Here is a 20,884-nt window from a genome sequence, read left to right as displayed (position 1 = left end):
CCGGACCACCTACAAAGCAACCATCCACATCACCATGCTCACGAGCAGCTCTTGACGCCCCGACCCCGCCCTTAACTGAACGGCGTTGCGTCTAGGAGGGGGTGTCCGGCGGATCAGGGGCGGATGGCCCGGGCCCGCCCGGGGCCCTTCGTGATTGGCCGGAAATCGCCGGTCCCGCGGGGAACCGGACGGGCCCGGGATCCCGTCGGTGAGTGCAGTGGCAGTGACCGTCTGCCACCGCACGACCGAACGGGGAAGGTCCTACCGCAGATGCCCGAGCTCCTCACCACCCGCACCGCCGCCACCGCCACCGCCGCTGCCGCCGCCCTGATGCTGGCCTTCGTGGCCACCTCGCACGCCGACGGTCCCCGGCAGGCGACGACGACCACGCTCGCGGCGCCGGTGGCGGCCGCACCGGTCGCCGCCGCGGCCGCCGCCCCGTCGGTCTCCGGCAGCCCCGAGGGCGCCTTCAGCCGGATCGCGGACTTCTACGGTGCCTACGTCGACGCGGTGTACGACCACAGCGACAACGGCCGCCTCGCGAACCAGCTGCGCTCCTTCTACCTCTCGAAGTCGCTGCAGCGCAGCCTGAAGGCGTGGGAGGACCGCAACCACGCCGACGGCGTGCTGCGCGCCCAGAACGTGCCGCTGAAGTGGAAGGTCACCTCCGACGGCAACGGCATGGGCAAGGCCAACGCGACGATCACCCTGACCTGGAACCGCAGCGGCAGCAGCACCTCGAAGGTGCACGTCCAGGCGGACCTGCGGACGAAGAAGATCGTGGCGATCAAGGGCTGATCCACCACCGGCGGCCGGTACGGCCGCCGCACGGGACCGACCGGTTCCGGCACCCACGGGGGGTGCCGGGACCGGTCTTCTTCGTTCCCGCGCACGGGGCGCGCGCCCGGCGCACGGAGGGGCGCACCATGGCCGACCGGGCGCCGGACCGGGTGTCGGGCCCGCGGCGGGCGGACACTATGTCGAGGACTGTTGCCCGTGCACCGCGTGCACCCACCGACGCGCACCCGAAGGGGACCGCCCGTGAGACAGCACGGAACCCCCACCCTCCCCGTTCTCCCCGTCCTCGCCCGGATCCTCGGCGCCCTGCTGCTGGTGCTGACCGGTGGGGCGGCCTCGACGGCCACGGCCGCCAGGCCCCTGCCCGCCGTCCCGTCCGCCGCCGTGGCCGCCGCCCCGGTGCCGCTGGGCCGTACGGTGCCGGTGCCGGCCGAGGTCACCCCCGGTGGCGGCCCGTACACCCTGACCGGTGCGACCGTGATCCGCGTCGACGGCGGCTCACCGGGCGCCCGGCAGGTCGCCGACCGGCTGGCGGGACTGCTGCGCCCGTCCACGGGTCTGGCCCTGCCGGTGGTCGCGGGCGCCGGGACCGACGGCATCCAGCTGCGGCTCGGCGCGGGCGACGCCACGCTCGGCACCGAGGGCTACCGCCTGACCAGCGGCCCGGGCACGGTCACCATCACGGCGAACCACCCGGCCGGCCTCTTCCACGGCGTCCAGACGCTGCGCCAGCAGCTGCCCGCGGCCGTCGAGCGGCGCAGCCTCCAGCCCGGCCCGTGGCAGGTGGCGGGCGGCGCCGTCAGGGACTTCCCGCGCTACCCCTACCGGGGCGCCATGCTGGACGTCGCCCGGCACTTCTTCACCGTCGACCAGGTCGAGCGGTACGTCGACCAGCTGGCGCTGTACAAGGTCAACACGCTCCACCTGCACCTGAGCGACGACCAGGGCTGGCGCATCGTGGTCGACTCCTGGCCGCGGCTGGCCGCCTACGGCGGCTCCACCCAGGTCGGCGGCGGCCGCGGCGGGTACTACACGAAGGCCGACTACCGCGAGATCGTGGCCTACGCCGCCTCCCGCTACATGGAGGTCGTCCCCGAGATCGACACACCCGGGCACACGAACGCCGCGCTGGCCTCCTACGCGCGGCTGAACTGCGACGGGGTGGCCCGGCCGCGGTACACCGGCACGGCGGTGGGCTTCAGCTCGCTGTGCGTGCCGAAGGCGGTCACGTACAGCTTCCTCGACGACGTGCTCCGCGAGCTGTCCGCCCTGACCCCGGGCCGCTACCTGCACATCGGCGGTGACGAGGCACAGGCGACGACGGCCGCCGACTACGCGGCGTTCATGGCGAGGGCGCAACCGCTGGTCACACGGCGCGGCAAGACGGTGATGGCCTGGCACCAGCTCACGGCGGCGAAGCCGGTGCGGGGCGCGGTGGCGCAGTACTGGGGACCGGGCGGCACCGAGGCGCAGCTGGTGGCCGCCGCCGCGGCCGGGACGCGCGTGGTGATGTCGCCGGCCACCCACGCCTACCTGGACATGAAGTACACGGCGAGCACTCCGGTCGGGACGAGGTGGGCGGGGTTCGTGGAGGTCGACAGGGCGTACGCCTGGGATCCCGCGACGCTGGTGGAGCGGATGCCGGCACGGGGCGTGCTCGGGGTGGAGGCGCCGCTGTGGACCGAGACCGTCCGGACCGCCGACGCCCTGGAGTACCTGGCCTTCCCGCGGCTGCCGGGCATCGCGGAGATCGGCTGGTCACCGGCGGCCACGCACGACTGGACGGCGTACCGGGCGCGGCTGGCCGCGCAGGGGCCGCGGCTGACGGCCCTGGGCGTGGACTACTACCGGTCGCCGCTCGTCCGCTGGCCCGCCGGGTAGGTCCGAAGTCCATCCGGCGGGCGGCGGTCAGGCCATCCAGAAGAACACGGCGGTCATGCGCTTGTCGGCGAGCGTCTCACCCCAGTAGCCCGTGGCGCTGTGGATCAGGTTGGCCGAGTACAGCAGCAGCCGGTTGTAGCGGTGCGGGACCGCCACGTCCTCGACGAAGGAGTCGGGGGCGACGAAGCGGGTGCCGAGGGCGTCGACGAGGTTGTTGTGCGGGGCCAGGACCTGGTTGCCGCCGAGCCGGCCGCCGGGCAGGGACTGGCGGTAGAAGCTGGTGCCGCACTGCTTGGGCACCGCCGGATTGAGGTAGAGGACCGCGGCGTAGCGGCACAGGGTGCGGGAGTCGGTGTGCGGGCGGGGCTCGCACTCGCCGGCGCCGACGACCTGGACGCAGTTGTGGTTGAACGTGCCGCCGCCGGCGGGGCGTTCGGGCCAGATCTCCGCGGCGCCGGTGGCCCGGCGGACCAGCCGTTCGACGTGGGCGAGCTCGTCGGGTTCGAGGCCGGGCAGGGTGCGCAGGCCCGGCCAGGCCTCCGGCTTGTGGGGGTAGCCCTCGGTCCAGTCGTCGCGTTCGAGGATGCGGGCGCGGACGGCGTCCGGGTCGGGGAGGACGTCGTCGAGGACCCAGTAGTCGCGGCCGCGGGTGGGCTTGCGGTACGGCAGCACCGGGAGCGGGGTGGCACGGGGGTGTGGGGGCATGGCCGGGACCGTAGCCGCGGGCCGGCCCTCGGGTCGGCAAAGCGGGGGCCAAGGTTGCGGCAAGGTACGGCGACGGTCGGGGAGCGGAGGGACGAGAGGAGTGTTATTCGGCCGGAAGGGATGATTCAGGCCTGGTGCTTGGGCCATCGGTATCGTTTGCGGCGCACCATACGCTCCAGGAAAGGCCGGTGGACCATGGCGGTGGACGAGCTCGACACGCGCATCCTGCGCCTGCTGATCGAGCAGCCGCGAACCAGCGTGCGCGAGTACGCCCGCATCCTCGGGATCGCCCGGGGGACGCTCCAGGCACGACTGGACCGGCTGGAGCGGACGGGGGTGATCACGGGCACCGGTCCGGTGCTGTCCCCGGCGGCGCTGGGGCACCCGGTGCTGGCGTTCGTGCACGTCGAGGTGACGCAGGGGCACCTGGACGAGGTGGGGGACGCGCTGGCGGCCGTTCCGGAGATCATCGAGGCGCACTCGATCACGGGCGGCGGCGACCTGCTCACCAGGGTGGCGGCCCGGGACAACGCGCACCTGGAGGACGTCATCCAGCGGCTGATCCGCATGCCGGGCGTGGTGCGCACGCGCACGGAGGTGGCGCTGCGGGAGCGGGTGGCGCACCGGCTGCTTCCGCTGGTCGAGTCCGTGGGCCGGGCCACCCGCACGCCCTGACGTCCGGGCCGGGCGCCGCGCCCGGGTCCGGGTGAAGCCGCAGATCCTGACATCCTTGGGGAGACAGGAACGGAACCGGCAGAACGGGTGCAGCGGATGACGTCCGTCATATTCGATCTCGACGGCACCCTCGTGGACAGCGAGCCGAACTACTACGCGTCCGGCTGCCGGACCCTGGCGCGGCACGGGGTCCCCGACTTCACCTGGGAGCAGCACGCGGCCTTCATCGGGGTCGGCACGCGCGAGACGCTGGAGGTCCTGCGGGAGCGGTACGGGATCGAGGCGCCGGTCGAGGTGCTGCTGGACGAGCAGAACGACGCGTACCTGGAGCTCGCGGGCCGCTCGACCGAGGTCTACGCGGAGATGCGCAGGCTCGTGGAGCGGCTGCACGCGGAGGGCGTGCCGATGGCGGTGGCCTCGGGGTCGTCGCGGGAGGCCATCGACGCCGTGCTGGCCGGGACCGGGCTGGCCGCGCTGCTGCCGGTGACGGTGTCGGCCGAGGAGGTGCCGCACGGCAAACCGGCGCCGGACGTGTTCCTGGAGGCGGCGCGGCGGCTCGGGGCCGCCCCGGCGGACTGCGTGGTGGTGGAGGACTCCGCACCGGGCGTACGGGCGGCGCACGCGGCCGGCATGGCCTGCCTGGCGGTGCCGTACGGGGCGGCGACCGACCCGGCGTTCGCGGCGGCGGACCTGCTGTTCGCGGACGGACAGGCCGGGTTCGACGCGGAGGCGGCGCACGCCTGGCTGCGCGCCCGGGCGGGCCGGACCGGCCGCCCGGCGGCCCGCCCGCGGCCTCAGGCCCCGCCGTCGGTCGACCCCGTCGGGTAGCGCCGGGCCGAGGCGTCGACCTGGGCGATCCGGCGCATCGCGGCGAGCACGGCGTCGCCGAGCACGGTGCCCACCACGACCCGTTCGACCAGGTCCTCGCGGGCTTCGCGGCGGGCCACGTAGGCGAGGTCGGCCGCCGCGATGCGCTCGCTCGCGGCGGCGAACTCGTCGAGGAACCCCAGGTAGTCGCCGTGCCCCACGGCAAGGAAGTGGGCGAGGGCGGTGGCCAGCGGCTCGATCCCACGGTGGTCGGGCGGCACCCGCCAGCCGCGCCGCGCGACGAGGTCGAGCACCAGGGCACGGGCCTCGTCCATCCGGTCCTCGTCGGGGCACTCGCGGTAGGCGGGGGCCACCGTCCGGGCCGCCTCGCCCAGGACGCCGTGCACCGGCTCCTCCGTGTCCTCCACGGCCGCCAGCACCCCCCGGATCGCGGCGACCGACAGGCCGCCCACGTCCATCAGGGCCCGGATGAGCCGCAGCCGGCGCACGTGGGAATCGTCGTACCGGGCCTGGTTGGGACTGGTCAACTCGCCTGCGGGCACCAGCCCTTCACGCACGTAGAACTTGATGGTCGGGATCGGGACACCGGTGTTCCGGCTCAACTCCCCTATGCGCACGGCGAATTCTCCTGACGTCTCTTGCAACTGCCCACCCCATCATAGATAGTGTCGCTATCGGATAGCGACACTATCCGCTATCCGATCTTCGCTTGACCGCCGATCATCGATCACCGGTCCCAGGGGGGAACGCCACATGACGATCACTCACACGAGGGCGACGCGCCCGCGCTTCGCGGGCTGGCACCGGCCGCTGCTGTTCTTCGCCGCCGCGATGGGGGTGCTGGCACTGGTCTGCGCGGTGGGGCTGGTGGTGGACGACCGGGTGCTCGTCGGCTCGCCCATCTGGCACAAGCCGCTGAAGTTCGCACTGTCCTTCGCGCTCTACTGCCTGTCGCTGTCCTGGATGTACTCACTGCTCGCCCGGGGCCGCCGGGTCGGCTGGTGGGCGGGCACGGTCGTCATCGCGGCCTCGGCGGTCGAGATGGCGGTCATCGTGGGCCAGGTGGTGCGCGGCAGACGCAGCCACTTCAACAACGAGACGCCCTTCGACTCCACGCTCTACCAGGTCATGGGCAACACGGTCGTCGTCCTGTGGCTGGCCACCCTGCTGCTCGCGGTGCTCCTGTTCCGCCAGCCGCTCGCCGACCGCGCCACGGCCTGGGCGATCCGCCTCGGGTCCGTCATCGCGCTGGTCGGCCTCTCGCTGGGCTTCCTCATGACCGTACCCACGCCCGAGCAGGCCGCGTCCGACGACCCGGGCATCATCGGCGCGCACGCCGTCGGCGTCCCCGACGGCGGCCCGCAGCTGCCCGTGACCGGCTGGGCCGCGACCGGCGGCGACCTGCGGATCGCCCACTTCACCGGGATGCACGCCCTCCAGCTCCTGCCCCTGCTGGCACTCGCCCTGGCCGCCGGGGCCGGCCGGTTCCCGCGGCTCGCCGACGCCACGACGCGGGTGCGGCTGGTCGTGGTGTGCGCCGCCGGATACGCGGGCCTGCTCGGCCTCACGACCTGGCAGGCGCTGCGCGGTCAGGCACTGACCCATCCCGACGCGCTCACGCTCGCCGCCGCCGGGGCCCTGGCGGCCGGCTGGCTCGTCGCCGCCACGACGGTCGCGGGCCGGGCCCGGACGGACCGCGCGGCCGTCAGGAGGCCGCGATGACCAGGAGCGTCCGGGCCGCGGTCTCGGTGGCGAGGCGGCAGCGGTGCGGGACGTCGCCCCGATGGTGGGCGCTCTGCCCGGCCCGCAGGGTCAGCGGCTCCTCGCCCTCCAGCTCCAGGACGATCTCGCCCTCCAGGACGTAGAGGAAGTCCTCGCCGGGGTGCCGGAACCAACCGCGCTCGCCACGGCCGGGCTCGAAGTGGTGCTCGTACGCCTCCATCAGGCCGCTGCTGCCGCCGGGAATGAGCACCCGCGCCACCTGTCCCGCCGCCTCGCTGACCCGGATCACCTGGGGATCGCTCTCGTGGCTGACCGTGCCGGGGCGGGCCGGGGGCCTGAGGAACGTTCCGGGAGCCACGTCGAGGGCTTCCGCGATCCGGTAGATCGAACTCAGGCTGGGCGTGGTGAGCCCGCGCTCCAACTGACTGAGGAACGGCTGGGACAGGCCCGAGCGGGCCGCGAGCTCCGCCATGGGGACGCCGCGTTCCTTGCGACGGGCGCGGATCACCCGGCCGACCGCGAGGGCCTCGGGCGTGGGTTCGGATCGTGACACGCAGCCGAACGTACCCCACCGCACCGGCCGCCCCCGGGGGCCCGGACGGGTTTCGCACGGCTGCAACGTCTCTGCAATAAGCGTGGTCAATTATTGACCTCACTTATAGACGCCTCGCGGACCGCCGCGGGCCCAAGGAGATGTCCCGTGTCCGACCCCGATCACCGCGGCCCCGTCCGCACCCCCGCCCCGACCCCCGGCCCGGACCCGCTGCGGCGCCTGCTGCCGCCGCTCGGCACCGCCGCGGCCGCGCTCGCCCTCTGGGCGGCCCTCGCCTCCTCCGGAGCCGTCACCCCCGCACTGCTGCCCGGCCCCGGTGCCACCCTGCACGCACTGGCCGGCGCCGCCGCCGACGGCACGCTCGCCACCGACCTGGGCGCCAGCCTCGGCCGGGCCGGCCAGGGCTTCGCCCTCGGCGCCGCCGTCGGCAGCGCCCTGGGATTCGCCACCGGCCACCTGCCGCGGCTGTCCGCCGCCGTCACCCCGCTCGTCTCGTTCCTGCGTCCCATCCCGGCGATCGCGCTGGTGCCGCTGGCCACCGCCTGGTTCGGCATCGGCGAGAGCGCGAAACGGCTGCTCATCGCGTACGCCGTCCTGCTCGCGGTCTGGCTCTACGTGCACGACGGGGTCGCGCGGGTCCCGGTGAGCCACCTGCGCGCGGCCCGCTCGCTCGGGGCACCGCTGCACCGCCGGTTCGCGGAGGTGCTGCTCCCCGCGGCCGCCCCCGCCCTGCTGGCCGCGCTGCGCTACGGCGCCTCGGTGGCGCTGCTCGCGCTGGTCGCGGCCGAACTGGGCGGGGCGGAGGACGGGTTGGCGTACCGGCTCCAGGTGGACGGGCAGTTCCTGCGGGTGGACCGGATGTTCGCCGGGCTGCTCGTGCTGGGGCTCGTCGGGGTCCTGGTCGACCTGGCGCTCGCCGCGCTGGGCCGCCGCGTCGTCCACTGGGAGGCGTCGTGAGCCGCGAGGTGCGCCTGGACGGGGTGTCCGTCCGGTACGGGAGCCGGGGTGACGGGCACGGCGCGCCCGCGGTCGCGGACCTGGACGCCGCGTTCGCGGCCGGCTCGTTCACCGCGCTGCTCGGGCCGAGCGGCTGCGGGAAGTCGACCGTGCTCAACGCGGTCGCGGGGTTCGTACGGCCCGCGGGCGGCCGGATCACGGTCGGCGGGCGGCCCGTCGCCGGACCGGGCCCCGACCGGGGCGTGGTCTTCCAGCACTACGCGCTCTTCCCGTGGCTGAGCGCCCGCGGCAACGTCGAGTTCGCCCTCAAGCGCCTCGGGCTCGACCGGGCGGAGCGGCGGCGGCGGGCCCGGGCGGCGCTCGCCGAGGTCGGACTGTCCGACGGGACGGAGAAGTACCCCGCCCAGCTCTCCGGCGGGATGCAGCAGCGCGTGGCACTGGCCAGGGCGCTGGCGGCCGAACCCGAAGTACTGCTGATGGACGAGCCGTTCGGGGCGCTCGACGCGCTCACCCGGGCCCGCATGCAGGCCCTGCTCGTCGAACTGTGGCAGCGCACCGGCACCACCGTCCTCTTCGTCACGCACGACATCGACGAGGCGCTCGCCCTGGCGCAGCGGGTCCTCGTGCTCGGCGGCCGGCCGGGGCGGGTGGTGGCCGCCCACGACGTTCCCCCGCAGGGGCCCGGCCCGCTCCTGCGGGCGCGCATCGCCGAGCAGTTGGGCGCGCCCGCCGACGTCCCCTGACCCGCTCCCCCGACGCCCCCGCAGCAGCGGTCCCCCCACCCCGTACCCACCCTTGGAGCACCCTCATGCCCGGACCACGCACGACCGCCGCGCTCCTGCTCGGCGCCCTGCTCGCCGTACTCGCCACCGGCTGCTCCGGTACGCCGGACGAGCGCGCCGGCGGCGGAACCGTCACCATCGCGGCCAGCGACCACCTGGGCGGCGCCGCCGTCTACGTCGCCGAGGAACGCCGGCTGTGGGCCGACGACGGCCCCCGGACCCGGGTCCGCTCGCTGGCCACCGGCCGGGAGGCGCTGAACGCCGTCCTCGGCGGACAGGCCGCCTTCGGCGTGGTCGGCGACCTGCCCGCCGTCGCCGCCGCGCTCGGCGGCCGGGACGTGCGGATCGTGGCCGAGCTGTCCGCCTTCTCCGACTGGCGGCTGCTCACCCGCACCGACCGGGCGATCACCGGCTTCGACCGGCTGCGCGGCCGGAAGGTGGGCGTGCCGCGGGGCACGAACGTCGAGTACGCCCTCTCCCGCATGCTCGCCGCCGGCCACCTGACCGCCGCCGACGTCACCGTGGTCAACCTGGCCCCGAACCAGGTGCCGGCCGCACTCGCCCGCGGCGACGTCGACGCCGGCGTGACCTTCCCCAGCTTCTACGACGCCACCCGCACCGCCCTCGGGCGGCGCTACGCCGAACTGCCCTTCACCGGCTACACCGCACGCACCCTCCTGGTCTCCGGCCCCGGTGCCGACGAGCGCACCGCCACCGGCGTGGTGCGGTCGCTGGTCCGGGCCCAGCGGGAGCTGACCGGCGACCCCGCCGCGGCCCGGCGCGCCCTGCTCGCCCGGGCCGGGGGCGCCCTCGAGGCGGGTTACGTGGAGCGCTTCCAGCCCCGCTACACGTATCGGGCCGCGCTCTCGCCCGCCCTCCTGCGGCAGCTGCACGAGGAGGCCGTGTGGGCCAAGGCCGCCCAGGGACTGCCCGGCCCGGCCGACGAGGCCGCGCTGGCGCGCACCCTGCGCCCCGGACCGCTGCGGGCCGTCGACCCGGCCGCCGTGACCGCCGGCTGACCCGACCGCCCGTACCGCCGGCCGCCCGTACCGCCCGTACCGCCGACCGCCCGTACCGCCCGTACCGCCCGTACCGCCCGTACCGCCGACCGTCCGTACCCCCGACCGTCCGCACGTCCCGACACCACGAGGAGACACCACCCGCCATGACCGTCGACCAGAACACCCTGCGCCGCCGCGGGCTCGGCCTGCGCGCCCACGACCCGGCCCGCTCCTACGGCGGGTACACCCTGTACACCCCGATCGCCGGGCCCGGCGAGGTCCGCCTCGTCGACATCGAGGGCCGCCCCGCGCACACCTGGCGCCTGCCCCACCCGCCCGGCCGCCACGGCCGACTGCTGCCCAGCGGCAACCTCTTCTACCAGGGCAAGGACACCTCCGGCCCGAGCCTGTTCCCCATCTGGGACGTCTACCACGGCGGCATCCTCCAGGAGGTGGCCCCCGACGGCACCGTGCTGCGCGAGGTGCGCCACCCGCACCACCACCACGACGCCGCGATCCTGCGCAACGGGAACCTTCTGGTCCTCGCGGTCGAGCGGCTCGACCCGGCCGACGCGGCCCGCATCCGGGGCGGCATCCCCGGCTCGGAGGCGCCCGACGGCGCCGTCTGGGGCGATGTCGTGTACGAGCTCACCTGGGACGGGGAGACCGTCTGGCGGTGGGCCGCGATCGAGCACCTCGACCCCGCCGACACCCCGCTCGACCCGCACTTCGCGCGCGAGCACTGGCCCATGGCCAACACCGTGAACGAACTCGCCGACGGCGGGGTCGTGGTGGGCTTCCGCAGCGCCTCGACGACCGTGGCGGTGGACCGCACGGACGGCTCCGTGCGCTGGCGGATCGGCCCGGACGTGCTCGCCCAGCAGCACTACCCGCACGAGCTCCCGGGCGGCACCGTCCTGGTCTTCGACAACGGCACGTACCGCGACACCACCTCGGTGCCCTACTCCCGGGTGCTGGAACTCGACCCGGTGACCGGCCGCCGGGTCTGGTCGTACGAGGACAACCCGCCGCAGAACTTCTACAGCCCCTACATGTCGAGCGCGCAGCGACTGCCGAACGGCAACACCTTCGTCGCCGAGGGCTCCTTCGGCCGGCTCTTCGAGGTCACCTCGGAGGGGGACGTGGTCTGGGAGTTCGTGGTGCCCGAGTTCGGCGCGTTCGGCCGGGGTGTGGGCCTGGAGTCCTCGCGCGGTGCGCAGAACGCCGTGTTCCGCGCCTACCGCTACGCGGGCGAGGAGATCCCCTGGCTCTGACGGCGGCGCAGCGACAGCACCGTGGCGCCGGCGGTGACCACCCAGAAGCCGAGGGCGATCCACAGCAGCACCCGGCCCGTGGCGGTCAGCCAGTCGACGCCGGTGGCGGTCGCCGTGGACAGGCAGGCCGTGGCCGTCATGCCGAGCGGGAAGACCGTCGCCCAGCGGCGGATGTCGTACCCGGGGCGCGGCCAGGCGGCCTCGGCCGCGAGCAGGACGACGTACCAGGCGAGGTCGAGGCCGATCAGGACGAGGGTGCTGACGCGCAGCGCGGTGTGCCCGGCCCCGGTCCACAGCGGTGACAGGGTCAGCTTCGAGGCGGCGAGCGCCGAGATGGCCAGCGACCCGCCGGCGATCCACTGGTCGCCGGCGCCCGTCCGCACCTGCCCGAAGTCGAAGCGCAACAGCGCCTCGACGTAGAGCAGCAGACCGAGGACGAACGCCACCAGCGCCGCGTGGCCGAGCCAGTCCCCCTGGCCGGCGAGGGACAGCGTCGCGGCGAGCACCGCCAGGCCCTGGGTGGCGACGCAGACGAGGAAGGCCACCCCGGGCATGCCGCGGTGCCAGTGCCGCATCACGGAGAGCAGCAGCACCGGCCACAGCGCTGCGGCGACCGCGAGCAGCGCGTAGGCGAGGTCCCCCCAGCCGTGCATCGAGCAGCGCACGCCCAGGACGGTGGTGGCGGCCACGGCCGTCAGGGCGGGCGGGTTGTCGGCCTCGCTGCGCCAGCGCCGTCGGTCGCCGAACAGCCGGGTCAGGAAGTCGAACGCCAGCAGGACCCACAGGAGGCCCGCGAGGGCGAAGAACACCAGGGAGGGGATCTCGTAGTCCGTCAGCTGGAGGGCGACGGAGAGGATCCCGGTGGCCATGACGACGGCGCCCGCGGCGGGCGGCAGCTCGGCCCACCAGCGGCCCTGAGGGTGGTCACGCACGTTCCCAGCGGAACCCGGTACCGCCGGTTTCGCCACCCGGGTGGCGCGTTCGCGCTGTCCGGGGGCGCTTCAGGGGTGGTTCCCGGCCGCATGCCAAGACGGTGGTTGACGCCTGTACGGACGACCGGGGACGGTGACCGGCATGAGCGCCACAACCGTCGCGGCCCGGGCCCGCGGACTGCTGCTCCTCGGACTCTGCCTGGTCCTGGTGGGAATCCTGGCGGCCGCCGTGCTCGGGGTCGCCCGCTCAGCGGGCCCGGTCTCCGCCCGGAGGGTGGCGGACGGGACGGGCGGCCCCGTCGACCTGCGCGCGGTGCCCGCGGACCCGCCCGCCCCGGCGCCCGGCCCGGACGCCTCGACCGGGCGGGTGCGGGTGGACTGCGGGCGCAACGCGGAGGAGCACTACAACCAGGACAACCTGGTGGTCTCGCCGGGCCTGCCCGGCGGCGCCCACCACACGCATTCCTACGTCGGGAACCTCTCCGCCTCGGCACGCTCCACGGACGGCTCCCTCGCCGCCGCCACCACCACCTGCCGCGGTGGTGACCGGTCCGTGTACTACTGGCCGGTGCTGCGCCGCCCGGACCGGCCGGCCGCCCGCCCGTACGAGCGGTCCGCCGGGCACGGCAACACGGGTGCGATCCTGCGCGAGGCCTCGGTCGCGATCGAGTTCCTGGGCAATCCGGTGAGCAAGGTGGTGCCGATGCCCCGCTTCCTGCGGGCGGTCACCGGGAACGCGGTGGCGGCGACGGCGCGCGACGACTCCCTCGTACGGGCCCGCTGGGGGTGCGCGAGCCTGCCGGACCGGGGCACCACGTCCTATCCGCGCTGTCCGCCCGGGGACCCGATCACCCGCACCCTGCTCTTCCCCAGCTGCTGGAACGGGCTGGACACCGACAGCCCCGCGCACCGCGAGCACCTGCGCTTCCCGGCCCCGAACGGGGTGTGCCCGGCCGGCACCTTCCCGGTGCCGGCGCTGCGGCTGTCCCTCGCCTACGACGTGCCGGCCGGGGCGCCGCTGGCGCTGGACTCCTTCCCCGAGCAGCGGCACGGTCCGAAGACCGACCACGCGATGTTCGTGGACGTCATGACGGACACGGCGATGGCCCGGGTGGTGGAGTGCCTCAACTCGGGCCGCACCTGCTGAGGCCGCCGTCCGGCGGTTGACGAACCGGAACGCCGCGGAAAATGCCGCGGGCACCGTTGAACCGCCCGCCCGGCCCGTGCGTGTACGGCACGTAACGCATTGAGGGAGAGGGTGAGATGGCCGGACCACTGCGGCCCCGCGCACGGCGGGGCGGGGCGGAAGAGGCGCTGATCCGGACGCTGTACGAGGAGCACGGCAACGCCCTGCTCTCGTACGCGGCCCGGATCACGGGCGACCGGGCCACCGCCGAGGACGTCGTGCAGGAGACCTTCATACGGGCCTGGCGGCACGCGGACGCCATGGTCAACGGGAAGGGCTCGGTACGCGGCTGGCTGCTGACCGTGGCCCGCAACATCGTGATCGACCGGGCCCGGGCCAAGGCCTCGCGACCCCGCGAGGTCTCGGGCTCGCCGGCCGCGCCGCCGGCGGTCCGGGACCACGCCGACTCGGTGGTGGACTCGATGACCGTGCTGGCGGCACTGGACCGGCTGAAGCCGGAACACCGCGACGTGCTGCACGAGTTGTACTACCGCGAGCAGAGCGTCGCCGAGGCCGCGGACACGCTCGGCATCCCCGCGGGGACCGTCAAGTCCCGTTCCCACTACGCCCTGCGTGCGCTGCGTGAGGTGTTCGCACAGGAGATCAGGCCCCGCAGGCCCCGCAGGCCCGCCGGAGCCGAGGAGGTGGTGGCATGAACGGGCAGCGGCGCCCGGAGTGGGAGCCGGACGTGGACGAGGGCCCGGACGCGCACGTGAACGGCCTGCTGGGACCGTACGTGCTCGGGGTCCTGGACGCCGACGAGGCCCGCGCGGTCGAGGCGCACCTCGGCACGTGCGAACGGTGCGGGCGGGAAGAGGCAGAGTTCCAGGAGCTGACCCGGGCCCTGGGCGAGGTGCCGCCGGAGGCGTTCCTGGAGGGCCCGCCGGAGGGCGGCGACCTGCTGCTCCAGCGGACGCTGCGGCGGGTACGGGACGAACGCGCGAGCTCGCTGCGCCGCCGCCGGGCCGTCGCCGGCCTGGCGGCGGCGGCCTCGCTGGCGGCCGTGTTCTGGCTCGGCACGGTGACGGGGGGCGAGCGCGCCCCGGAGGCCGTGCCGCCCCTGCCGGTGCCCACGATCACGGCCCCGGGCCCGGTGCCGGGCACGCGGGTGGCCGCGGCCACCGACGCGTCGACCGGCGTGCGGATGACGGTGCAGGTGGTCCCTGCGGCCCGCTGGGTGCGGCTGCACGCGGCGGTCACCGGGATCCCGGCCGGCGAGCGCTGCCGGTTGGTCGTCATCGGCCGGGACGGCAGCCGGTCCGTGGCCGGCGGCTGGGTCGTGGGCACCCGGGCCGACGGCGAGGGCAAGGGTGCGGCCCTGGACGGCTCCGCCGCCGTGGACCCGGAACAGGTGCGCGCCGTCCTCGTCGAGAACGAGGCGGGCAAGCGGTACGTGACCGTGCAGGTGTAGGCGCTCCACGGACCGGGGGGTCACCGCTTCGGCGGTGGCCCCCCGTGTCGTGCGCACCGGTCCGGGAATTCCCCGAATCCGTTTGAACCCCTCCCCCGGCGCCGGCGTGTTGATGGTGAGCGACAGAACGCACCAGACCATCTGATCACGGGAGTTACCATGACGAACCGGCGCAGTCTCACCCTGGCCGCGGCCGCCGCCACCGCCCTTCTGTTCGGTGCCACGGCCTGTGGCTCCGCCCGGAGCGGCGATGCGGGCGCGGCCCCGGCGAACGCCCCGGCCGGCGCGGCCGCCGAGGCCGGCGGCTACGGCAACGGGAACGCCGGGGACGCGTACGGCGGTTACGGCAGCGGCTCCGGTGCGGCCGCCGGGACCGCGTCGGGACCGCTGTCCGTCCGGCAGGACGCGAAGCTCGGCGCGGTGGTGAACGACGCCGCCGGCTTCACGCTCTACCGGTTCGACAAGGACACCGCCAAGCCCTCGGCCTCGAACTGCAACGACGCGTGCGCCAAGGCCTGGCCGCCGGTGCCGGCGAAGACCTCCCTGCCCGGGTCGGTCCCGAAGTCCGCGGTGGGCTCCGTCAAGCGGGCCGACGGTACCGACCAGCTGACCCTCGGCGGCTGGCCCGTCTACCGCTTCGCCAAGGACACCGCCCCCGGCCAGACGAACGGACAGGGCGTGGGCGGTACCTGGTTCGCGGTGGCCCCGGACGGGAAGAAGGCGGGCACCCCGCTGCCCGCCCTCTCCACGCTGCAGGACCAGGAGCTGGGGCGGATCCTGCGGGACGGCAAGGGCCGTACCCTGTACCGCTTCACCAAGGACACCGCCTGGCCGATGAAGTCCAACTGCCTGGGCGCCTGCCTGGAGAAGTGGAAGCCGGCCAAGCCGGTCGACGCCAAGGACGTCGAGGGCGTCGACCCCAAGCTGCTCTCCGTCTACACCCGCCCGGACGGCACCGAGCAGCTGGCCGTCGCCTGCTGGCCCCTGTATTGGTTCACCGGCGATGCCGCGCCCGGGGACGTCAACGGGCAGGGCGTGGGCGGCACCTGGTTCGCGGTCACGCCGCAGGGCAAGCTCGCGAAGTGAGCCGCCGGCCCGACGGGCGTCAGAGCAGGGCGGCCGCGAACCGGTTCGCGGGGCGCGGGAGACCGTAGTGCTCGCGCAGGGTCCGGCCGGTGTACTCGGTGCGGAACAGCCCGCGCCGCTGCAGCACCGGAACCACCTGGTCGACGAAGTCGTCCAGGCCGCCGGGCAGGTGCGGCGGCATGATGTTGAAGCCGTCCGCCGCCCCCTGCGTGAACCACGCCTCCAGCTCGTCGGCGATCTGCTCGGGGGTGCCGGCGAACACCCGGTGTCCCCGGCCGCCGCCCAGCCGGGCGATCAGCTCGCGCAGCGTGAGCCCGTCCCGGCGGGCCAGCTCGGCGACGAGCGTGAAGCGGCTCTTGTTGCCGTTGATGTCCCGCTCCTCCGGCAGTTCGGGCAGCGGACCGTCCAGGGGCAGACCGGACAGGTCGGTGCCCAGCATGCCGGAGAGCTGGGCGAGCCCGTACTCGGGCACCTGGAGGTCGGTGAGCTCCTGCTCCAGCGCCCGGGCCTCGGCCTCCGTGGAGCCGATCACCGGGCAGATCCCGGGCAGGACCAGCAGCTGGTCGTCGGTGCGCCCGTACCGCGGCAGCCGGGACTTCAGGTCCTTGGAGAAGGCCTGGGCGTCGGCGAGGGTCTGCTGGGCGGTGAAGACGGCCTCGGCGAACTCGGCGGCGAACTCCCTGCCGTCCTCGGACGAGCCGGCCTGCACCAGCAGCGGGTAGCCCTGGGGCGACCGGGGCACGTTCAGGGCGCCGGCCACCCGGAAGTGCTCGCCGCGGTGCTCGACGGGGCGGACCTTGTCGGTGTCGGCGTACACGCCCCGCTCGCGGTCGAGGACGATCGCGTCGTCCTCCCAGCTGTCCCACAGCTTCGTCGCCACGTCGACGAACTCGCGGGCCCGGGCGTAGCGCACCGCGTGGTCGAGGTGCTCCTCGCGGTTGAAGTTGCGGGCCTCGTCGACGGATCCCGAGGTCACGATGTTCCACCCGGCCCGGCCGCCGCTGAGGTGGTCGAGCGAGGCGAACTTGCGGGCCACGTGGTACGGCTCGTTGAAGGTGGTCGAGACGGTGGCGATCAGGCCGACGTGCTCGGTGACGGCGGCGAGGGCGGAGAGCAGCGTGAGGGGTTCGAAGCCGCCGAGGGCGTTGTGGCGGACCTTGCCCCACAGCGCGACGCCGTCGGCGAGGAAGACGGAGTCGAGCCGGCCGCGTTCGGCGGCGCGGGCCAGGTCCTGGAAGTAGTTCAGGTCGGTGACCCGTTCGGGCCGGGTGCGGGGGTGGCGCCAGGCCGCGTCGTGGTGGCCGGCGTTCATCAGGAAGGCGTTGAGGTGCAGGGTGCGCGGGGGCGCGGCGCTCATGGGTGTCGTCCTCCGGTCGGGGGCGGGCGGGCGGGTGGGCGGGTGGCGTCGGGCGGGGCCGGGCTCAGGCGGCGGCGGGAACGCGCCAGGCGGTCAGGCGGCGTTCGACCGAGACCAGCACCTGGTTGAAGACCAGGCCGATGACGGAGATCGTGACGATCCCGGCGTACATCTGCGGGATCGCGAAGTTGAACTGCGCGGCGTTGATCAGGTAGCCCAGGCCGGCCTTCGCGCCGATCATCTCGGCGGCGACCAGGACCAGGATGGACACGGACCCGGCCAGCCGTACGCCCGTGAACACGGCGGGCACGGAGGCGGGCAGGATGACCTTGAGGAACAGCCGCGGGGTGGACAGGTCCATGGACCGGGCGAGTTTCACGAGCGTGGGGTCGGCCGTGCGGACCGCGCTGATGGTGTTCAGCAGGACCGGCCAGGTGCAGGCGTACACGATGAGGGAGATCTTCGAGGTCTCGCCGATGCCCAGGAGCAGGACGAACACGGGCAGCAGGGCGAGGGCGGCGGTGTTGCGGAACACTTCCAGCAGCGGGCCGAGCAGGTCGGCCACGGGCCGGTACCAGCCGATGAGCAGCCCGAGGGGGACGGCCACGCCGACCGCGATGCCGAAGCCGGCGAGGGAGCGGACCAGGCTGGCGCGGGTGTTCTCGCCGAGCTGTCCGTCCGCGGCCAGTCCCCACCAGGCGCGGGCGACCTCGCTGACGGGCGGCAGGAACGTGCGGTCGACCAGGCCCAGGCGCGGCGCCGTCTCCCACAGGAGCAGCAGGGCGGCGACGGCGACGGTCTTGAGGGCGGTCCGGCCCAGCAGGCGCAGGGCCCGGGCGCCGACCCGGCGGCGGACCGCCGGGGGCGCGGCGGCGGGAGCGTCGGAGGACGGGCCGGAGGGCGGGCCGTCCGCGCGGGCGCCGGTGGCGTCCGCGGCCGTTCTCGTGAGGAGGCTCATGACCGGACCAACTCCTTCTCCATCCGCTGGGCCCGCGCCACCTCGTCGTGCAGCAGCTCCCAGATCTCGCGGCGGTGGCGGCCGAACTCCGGGCTGGAGCGCAGGTCGCCGGCCTCGTCGCGGTCCCCGAGGGAGACCGGCACCACCTGCTTGACCCGGCCGGGGCGGGAGGTGAGGACGGCCACCCGCTGCCCGAGGTAGACCGCCTCCTCGATGCCGTGCGTGATGAACACGACCGTCTTGCCGGTGCGCCGCCAGATGCGCAGCAGTTCGTCCTGGAGCGCCTCCCGGGTCTGGGCGTCGAGGGCCGCGAAGGGCTCGTCCATCAGCAGGACGTCCGGGTCGTACGCGAGGCTGCGGGCGATCGCGACCCGCTGCCGCATGCCGCCGGAGAGCTCGTGCGGGTGCCGGTCCTCGAAACCGGCGAGACCGACCAGGTCGAGGAACTCGCGGGCCCGATCGGCCCGTTCGCGGCGCGGCACGCCGGTGGCCTCCAGCCCGAACGCGACGTTGCCGAGGGCGGTGCGCCAGGGCAGCAGGGCGTACTGCTGGAAGACGATGCCCCGGTCGAGGCCGGGGCCGTCGACCGGCCGCCCGTCCAGCAGGACCTGCCCCGTGGTGGGGCGGGTGAGGCCCCCGAGCAGGTCGAGCAGGGTGGACTTGCCGCAGCCGCTGGGGCCGACGACGACGGTGAACTCGCCCGCGGCGATGTCGAGGTCGATCCCGTCGAGGGCGGTGAAGGTGCCGCCGTCCTTGCGGGGGAAGGTCTTGCCGACCCCGTCGAAGGCGATCTTCGGATGGTGGGTGCGCGCCGCCATGGTCAGCTCCCGGTTCCCTTGCCGTAGTCGTTGAACTCGTTGGTGAACAGGGCGTCGAGGCTCTTGATGCGGCCCTTGGGGACGTCGCCGCGCTCGGCCAGCCAGTCCACCCACAGCTGGAAGGACTTGGGGTCGATCCGGCCGCCCGTCTCGGCGACCCCGTAGGACCGCCAGTACTTCAGCGCGCCGGCGTCCTCCTGCCGGCCGCGCTTCCCGACGATCTCGGTGAAGCGGGCGACGACCTGCTCGCGCGGCGTGGTCCGGGACCACTCGATGGCCTTGGCCACGCCGGTGACGAAGGTCCGGGCGGTGTCCGGGTTGGCCTTCAGGAAGCGCTCGGTCATGACGTACGTGCCCGCGCTGAACGCGCCGAGCAGCTGGAAGTCGGTGAACAACGGGCGGATCCCGCCGGTGGCGAGCGCCTTGTCGCGGAGGATGCCGCCCAGCACGCCCACCTGGATCTGCTTCTGGCGCAGTGCCTGCTCGGTGCTGACGGGCGGCACGACCAGGGGTTCGACCCGGTCGATGTCGGCGCGGGTGAGGCCGGCGCGGTCGAGGTAGATGTCCAGCATGGCCTCGGAGTGGGCGCCGAGGGTGTTCATGCCGACCTTCTTGCCGACGAGGTCGCGCGGGGTGCGGACAGGACTGTCCTGCAGGACGTAGAAGCCGTTGTACGCGTCCTTGTCGGAGCCGTAGTAGCTGACGACGGCCTTGATCGGGGCGCCCTGGGAGGCGAGTTTGACCACCGCACCGTTGAAGGCGCCCCCGAAGTCGGTCTGGCCGGTGGCGGCGGACTGGATGTCCTGCGGGCCGCTGATGGTGTTGCCGACCCACTCCAGCTTCACGTCGCCGAGGTAGCCGAGGTCCGCGGCGAGCTCGGGGAGGGTGACGGCGCCGGCGGCGCCCTGGTAGCGCAGGGTGCGGGTCTGGCCGCCGGCGCGCCCGGGGCTCCCGGCCGAGGCCGTGCCGCAGGCGGTCGCGGCGGCGGAGAGTCCGAGGAGGGTGAGGAAGAGGCGTCTGTTCGGCGCCGGGGTCACGGGCATGGCGGGTGTCCTTCGGATGGGCGGGCGGTGGCGGGGCGGGGAGCGACGAGGAGGCGGGTCCGGGTCAGAGCGGGGCGGCACCCGCGAGGAGCAGCCGGGCGGGCAGGGCGTCGACGAACTCGTCCACGGCCCGGTCGAGCTCCTCGGCCGCCTCGGGGTGCAGGCGGAGCCCGCGGGGCAGCCGCTCGACGTGGGAGTCGAGGAGGAAGCGCCCCGAGGTGACGTGCCGGGCGCCGAGCGCGGTGAGCACGGGCCGCAGCGCGTAGTCGATGGCCAGGACGTGGGCCAGGCTGCCCCCGGTGACCAGCGGCAACACGGTCTTGCCGGCCAGCGCGTCCTGCGGGAGCAGGTCGAGGAACACCTTGAGCAGCCCGGAGTACGAGGCCTTGTAGACCGGGGTCGCGACGATCAGCCCGTCGGCGGCGGCCACGGCGGCGACCGCCTGACGGATGCCCTCGGCCCCGCTGCGCGCGGCCAGCAGGTCGGCGGCGGGCAGGTCCCGCACGGCGAGATGGGCCGCGTCGAGACCACCGAGCTGGAGTCGGTCGACGACCAGGTCCGCGACGAGCGCGGTCCGGGAGGCCGTGGAGGGGCTGGCGGAAAGGGCGAGGAGCTGGGGCACGAGAGCCTCCTGGAAGTGCGGGCGAGGACCCCGCATGGCCGAAGCCGCGGGTGCCCCGTGGTTGGTGCGGGGACGAGGGCCCCGCGTGACGAAGCAGCGGTGCCCGTGCTGTGTGTGGAGGGAGGGCCTCACGTGACGAAGCCGCCGTGCCCGTGGTGCGTGCCAGGTGGCGAGGGCTTCGCATGACGAAGCCGCGGCGCCCCGTGGTGTGTGGGGGAGGCGCTTGACAGGGGTGGCAGGCTGGTCCGGAGGCAGGCCCGGGCCGAGGGGGGCCGCAGGCCCGGGCGAAGCCCCG

Annotated in this window: 22 protein-coding genes; 13 read left to right on the top strand and 9 right to left on the bottom strand. The window is 74.5% G+C overall.

The features are described from left to right. Window positions 1–270: 270 nt before the first annotated feature. Both ACIQCH_RS37315 and ACIQCH_RS37310 read left to right on the top strand, forming a co-directional pair. Window positions 271–798 carry a hypothetical protein gene (locus ACIQCH_RS37315; protein WP_402588626.1) on the top strand — a complete coding sequence of 176 codons (528 nt, stop codon included), beginning with the start codon at window positions 271–273 and terminating at the stop codon, window positions 796–798. Between the two features lie 243 nt (window positions 799–1,041). Then, complete coding sequence (locus ACIQCH_RS37310; protein WP_402588624.1) at window positions 1,042–2,679, top strand: beta-N-acetylhexosaminidase; 1,638 nt, start codon at window positions 1,042–1,044, stop codon at window positions 2,677–2,679. 27 nt (window positions 2,680–2,706) lie between these two features. Here the strand turns inward: ACIQCH_RS37310 and ACIQCH_RS37305 are convergent, their stop codons facing one another. Next, window positions 2,707–3,384, bottom strand: coding sequence for a DUF6445 family protein (locus ACIQCH_RS37305; protein WP_402588622.1), 678 nt, complete (start codon window positions 3,382–3,384; stop codon window positions 2,707–2,709). Window positions 3,385–3,579: 195 nt separating this feature from the next. Here ACIQCH_RS37305 and ACIQCH_RS37300 point away from each other — a divergent pair, with 195 nt between their 5' ends. Continuing rightward, window positions 3,580–4,059: an Lrp/AsnC family transcriptional regulator gene (locus ACIQCH_RS37300; RefSeq protein ID WP_402588620.1), complete on the top strand. Its 480-nt coding sequence runs from the start codon at window positions 3,580–3,582 to the stop codon at window positions 4,057–4,059. A gap of 96 nt (window positions 4,060–4,155) precedes the next feature. Further along, window positions 4,156–4,887, top strand: a complete 732-nt coding sequence (locus ACIQCH_RS37295) for an HAD family hydrolase (protein WP_402588618.1) — start codon at window positions 4,156–4,158, stop codon at window positions 4,885–4,887. Here the strand turns inward: ACIQCH_RS37295 and ACIQCH_RS37290 are convergent. After that, window positions 4,854–5,504: a MerR family transcriptional regulator gene (locus ACIQCH_RS37290; protein ID WP_402588616.1), complete on the bottom strand. Its 651-nt coding sequence runs from the start codon at window positions 5,502–5,504 to the stop codon at window positions 4,854–4,856. The two genes, ACIQCH_RS37295 and ACIQCH_RS37290, sit on opposite strands and share 34 nt — an antisense overlap. A 214-nt stretch (window positions 5,505–5,718) precedes the next feature. Here ACIQCH_RS37290 and ACIQCH_RS37285 point away from each other — a divergent pair, with 214 nt between their 5' ends. Continuing rightward, a complete protein-coding gene (locus ACIQCH_RS37285; RefSeq protein ID WP_402588628.1) occupies window positions 5,719–6,609 on the top strand; it encodes a hypothetical protein in 891 nt (296 codons plus the stop codon). Here the strand turns inward: ACIQCH_RS37285 and ACIQCH_RS37280 are convergent. Beyond that, window positions 6,593–7,162 (bottom strand): helix-turn-helix domain-containing protein, encoded by a 570-nt coding sequence (locus tag ACIQCH_RS37280; protein WP_402588614.1) that lies wholly within the window; start codon window positions 7,160–7,162, stop codon window positions 6,593–6,595. The genes ACIQCH_RS37285 and ACIQCH_RS37280 overlap by 17 nt on opposite strands. A gap of 147 nt (window positions 7,163–7,309) precedes the next feature. Here ACIQCH_RS37280 and ACIQCH_RS37275 point away from each other — a divergent pair, with 147 nt between their 5' ends. The 4 genes from ACIQCH_RS37275 (at window position 7,310) to ACIQCH_RS37260 (ending at window position 11,176) form a co-directional block, all read left to right on the top strand. After that, window positions 7,310–8,119, top strand: coding sequence for an ABC transporter permease (locus tag ACIQCH_RS37275; protein ID WP_402588612.1), 810 nt, complete (start codon window positions 7,310–7,312; stop codon window positions 8,117–8,119). Further along, window positions 8,116–8,862 carry an ABC transporter ATP-binding protein gene (locus tag ACIQCH_RS37270; protein ID WP_402588610.1) on the top strand — a complete coding sequence of 249 codons (747 nt, stop codon included), beginning with the start codon at window positions 8,116–8,118 and terminating at the stop codon, window positions 8,860–8,862. Before ACIQCH_RS37275 ends, ACIQCH_RS37270 begins: the two co-directional genes overlap by 4 nt. 65 nt (window positions 8,863–8,927) lie before the next feature. Continuing rightward, complete coding sequence (locus ACIQCH_RS37265; RefSeq protein WP_402588608.1) at window positions 8,928–9,920, top strand: ABC transporter substrate-binding protein; 993 nt, start codon at window positions 8,928–8,930, stop codon at window positions 9,918–9,920. A 146-nt stretch (window positions 9,921–10,066) separates the two neighbouring features. Next, entirely contained in the window at window positions 10,067–11,176 is a 1,110-nt protein-coding gene (locus ACIQCH_RS37260; protein ID WP_402588606.1) for an aryl-sulfate sulfotransferase, read from the top strand. Here ACIQCH_RS37260 and ACIQCH_RS37255 read toward each other — a convergent pair. Further along, entirely contained in the window at window positions 11,146–12,108 is a 963-nt protein-coding gene (locus ACIQCH_RS37255) for a tellurite resistance/C4-dicarboxylate transporter family protein (protein ID WP_402588604.1), read from the bottom strand. The two genes, ACIQCH_RS37260 and ACIQCH_RS37255, sit on opposite strands and share 31 nt — an antisense overlap. 142 nt (window positions 12,109–12,250) lie before the next feature. On the opposite strand from ACIQCH_RS37255, the gene ACIQCH_RS37250 reads away from it, so the two are divergent. The 4 genes from ACIQCH_RS37250 to ACIQCH_RS37235 all read left to right on the top strand — a co-directional run bounded on the left by ACIQCH_RS37250 (window position 12,251) and on the right by ACIQCH_RS37235 (window position 15,791). Continuing rightward, entirely contained in the window at window positions 12,251–13,255 is a 1,005-nt protein-coding gene (locus ACIQCH_RS37250; protein WP_402588603.1) for a DUF1996 domain-containing protein, read from the top strand. 116 nt (window positions 13,256–13,371) lie between these two features. Beyond that, on the top strand, window positions 13,372–13,950 hold the full coding sequence (locus ACIQCH_RS37245) for a sigma-70 family RNA polymerase sigma factor (RefSeq protein WP_402588601.1): 579 nt from the start codon (window positions 13,372–13,374) through the stop codon (window positions 13,948–13,950). Then, window positions 13,947–14,705 carry an anti-sigma factor family protein gene (locus tag ACIQCH_RS37240; RefSeq protein ID WP_402588599.1) on the top strand — a complete coding sequence of 253 codons (759 nt, stop codon included), beginning with the start codon at window positions 13,947–13,949 and terminating at the stop codon, window positions 14,703–14,705. Before ACIQCH_RS37245 ends, ACIQCH_RS37240 begins: the two co-directional genes overlap by 4 nt. 159 nt (window positions 14,706–14,864) lie before the next feature. Further along, a complete protein-coding gene (locus ACIQCH_RS37235; protein ID WP_402588597.1) occupies window positions 14,865–15,791 on the top strand; it encodes an SCO0930 family lipoprotein in 927 nt (308 codons plus the stop codon). Between the two features lie 19 nt (window positions 15,792–15,810). Here ACIQCH_RS37235 and ACIQCH_RS37230 read toward each other — a convergent pair whose 3' ends face one another. The 5 genes from ACIQCH_RS37230 to ssuE all read right to left on the bottom strand — a co-directional run bounded on the left by ACIQCH_RS37230 (window position 15,811) and on the right by ssuE (window position 20,589). Continuing rightward, on the bottom strand, window positions 15,811–17,148 hold the full coding sequence (locus ACIQCH_RS37230; protein ID WP_402588595.1) for an LLM class flavin-dependent oxidoreductase: 1,338 nt from the start codon (window positions 17,146–17,148) through the stop codon (window positions 15,811–15,813). Window positions 17,149–17,212: 64 nt separating this feature from the next. After that, a complete protein-coding gene (locus ACIQCH_RS37225; RefSeq protein ID WP_402588593.1) occupies window positions 17,213–18,106 on the bottom strand; it encodes an ABC transporter permease in 894 nt (297 codons plus the stop codon). Further along, window positions 18,103–18,924, bottom strand: a complete 822-nt coding sequence (locus ACIQCH_RS37220) for an ABC transporter ATP-binding protein (RefSeq protein WP_402588591.1) — start codon at window positions 18,922–18,924, stop codon at window positions 18,103–18,105. The genes ACIQCH_RS37225 and ACIQCH_RS37220 overlap by 4 nt, the downstream gene beginning before the upstream one ends. 2 nt (window positions 18,925–18,926) lie before the next feature. Continuing rightward, window positions 18,927–19,967, bottom strand: a complete 1,041-nt coding sequence (locus ACIQCH_RS37215; protein WP_402588589.1) for an ABC transporter substrate-binding protein — start codon at window positions 19,965–19,967, stop codon at window positions 18,927–18,929. Between the two features lie 64 nt (window positions 19,968–20,031). After that, window positions 20,032–20,589, bottom strand: a complete 558-nt coding sequence (ssuE, locus tag ACIQCH_RS37210) for an NADPH-dependent FMN reductase (protein WP_402588587.1) — start codon at window positions 20,587–20,589, stop codon at window positions 20,032–20,034. Window positions 20,590–20,884: the final 295 nt, after the last annotated feature.

The sequence above is a fragment of the Streptomyces sp. NPDC093225 genome (assembly GCF_044753805.1).
In the GTDB taxonomy this organism is placed as follows: domain Bacteria; phylum Actinomycetota; class Actinomycetes; order Streptomycetales; family Streptomycetaceae; genus Streptomyces.
The sequence above is the reverse complement of the archived record's forward strand: the minus strand, read 5'-3'. Positions and strand labels throughout refer to the sequence as shown.

Excerpts from the sequence above, each read along its gene's own strand:
- ACIQCH_RS37315 (WP_402588626.1), top strand. The coding sequence starts at position 271 with ATGCCCGAGCTCCTCACCACCCGCACCGCCGCCACCGCCACCGCCGCT.
- ACIQCH_RS37305 (WP_402588622.1), bottom strand. The coding sequence starts at position 3,384 with ATGCCCCCACACCCCCGTGCCACCCCGCTCCCGGTGCTGCCGTACCGC.
- ACIQCH_RS37300 (WP_402588620.1), top strand. The coding sequence starts at position 3,580 with ATGGCGGTGGACGAGCTCGACACGCGCATCCTGCGCCTGCTGATCGAG.
- ACIQCH_RS37295 (WP_402588618.1), top strand. The coding sequence starts at position 4,156 with ATGACGTCCGTCATATTCGATCTCGACGGCACCCTCGTGGACAGCGAG.
- ACIQCH_RS37285 (WP_402588628.1), top strand. The coding sequence starts at position 5,719 with ATGGGGGTGCTGGCACTGGTCTGCGCGGTGGGGCTGGTGGTGGACGAC.
- ACIQCH_RS37265 (WP_402588608.1), top strand. The coding sequence starts at position 8,928 with ATGCCCGGACCACGCACGACCGCCGCGCTCCTGCTCGGCGCCCTGCTC.
- ACIQCH_RS37260 (WP_402588606.1), top strand. The coding sequence starts at position 10,067 with ATGACCGTCGACCAGAACACCCTGCGCCGCCGCGGGCTCGGCCTGCGC.
- ACIQCH_RS37250 (WP_402588603.1), top strand. The coding sequence starts at position 12,251 with ATGAGCGCCACAACCGTCGCGGCCCGGGCCCGCGGACTGCTGCTCCTC.
- ACIQCH_RS37245 (WP_402588601.1), top strand. The coding sequence starts at position 13,372 with ATGGCCGGACCACTGCGGCCCCGCGCACGGCGGGGCGGGGCGGAAGAG.
- ACIQCH_RS37240 (WP_402588599.1), top strand. The coding sequence starts at position 13,947 with ATGAACGGGCAGCGGCGCCCGGAGTGGGAGCCGGACGTGGACGAGGGC.
- ACIQCH_RS37235 (WP_402588597.1), top strand. The coding sequence starts at position 14,865 with ATGACGAACCGGCGCAGTCTCACCCTGGCCGCGGCCGCCGCCACCGCC.
- ACIQCH_RS37230 (WP_402588595.1), bottom strand. The coding sequence starts at position 17,148 with ATGAGCGCCGCGCCCCCGCGCACCCTGCACCTCAACGCCTTCCTGATG.
- ACIQCH_RS37225 (WP_402588593.1), bottom strand. The coding sequence starts at position 18,106 with ATGAGCCTCCTCACGAGAACGGCCGCGGACGCCACCGGCGCCCGCGCG.
- ACIQCH_RS37220 (WP_402588591.1), bottom strand. The coding sequence starts at position 18,924 with ATGGCGGCGCGCACCCACCATCCGAAGATCGCCTTCGACGGGGTCGGC.
- ACIQCH_RS37215 (WP_402588589.1), bottom strand. The coding sequence starts at position 19,967 with ATGCCCGTGACCCCGGCGCCGAACAGACGCCTCTTCCTCACCCTCCTC.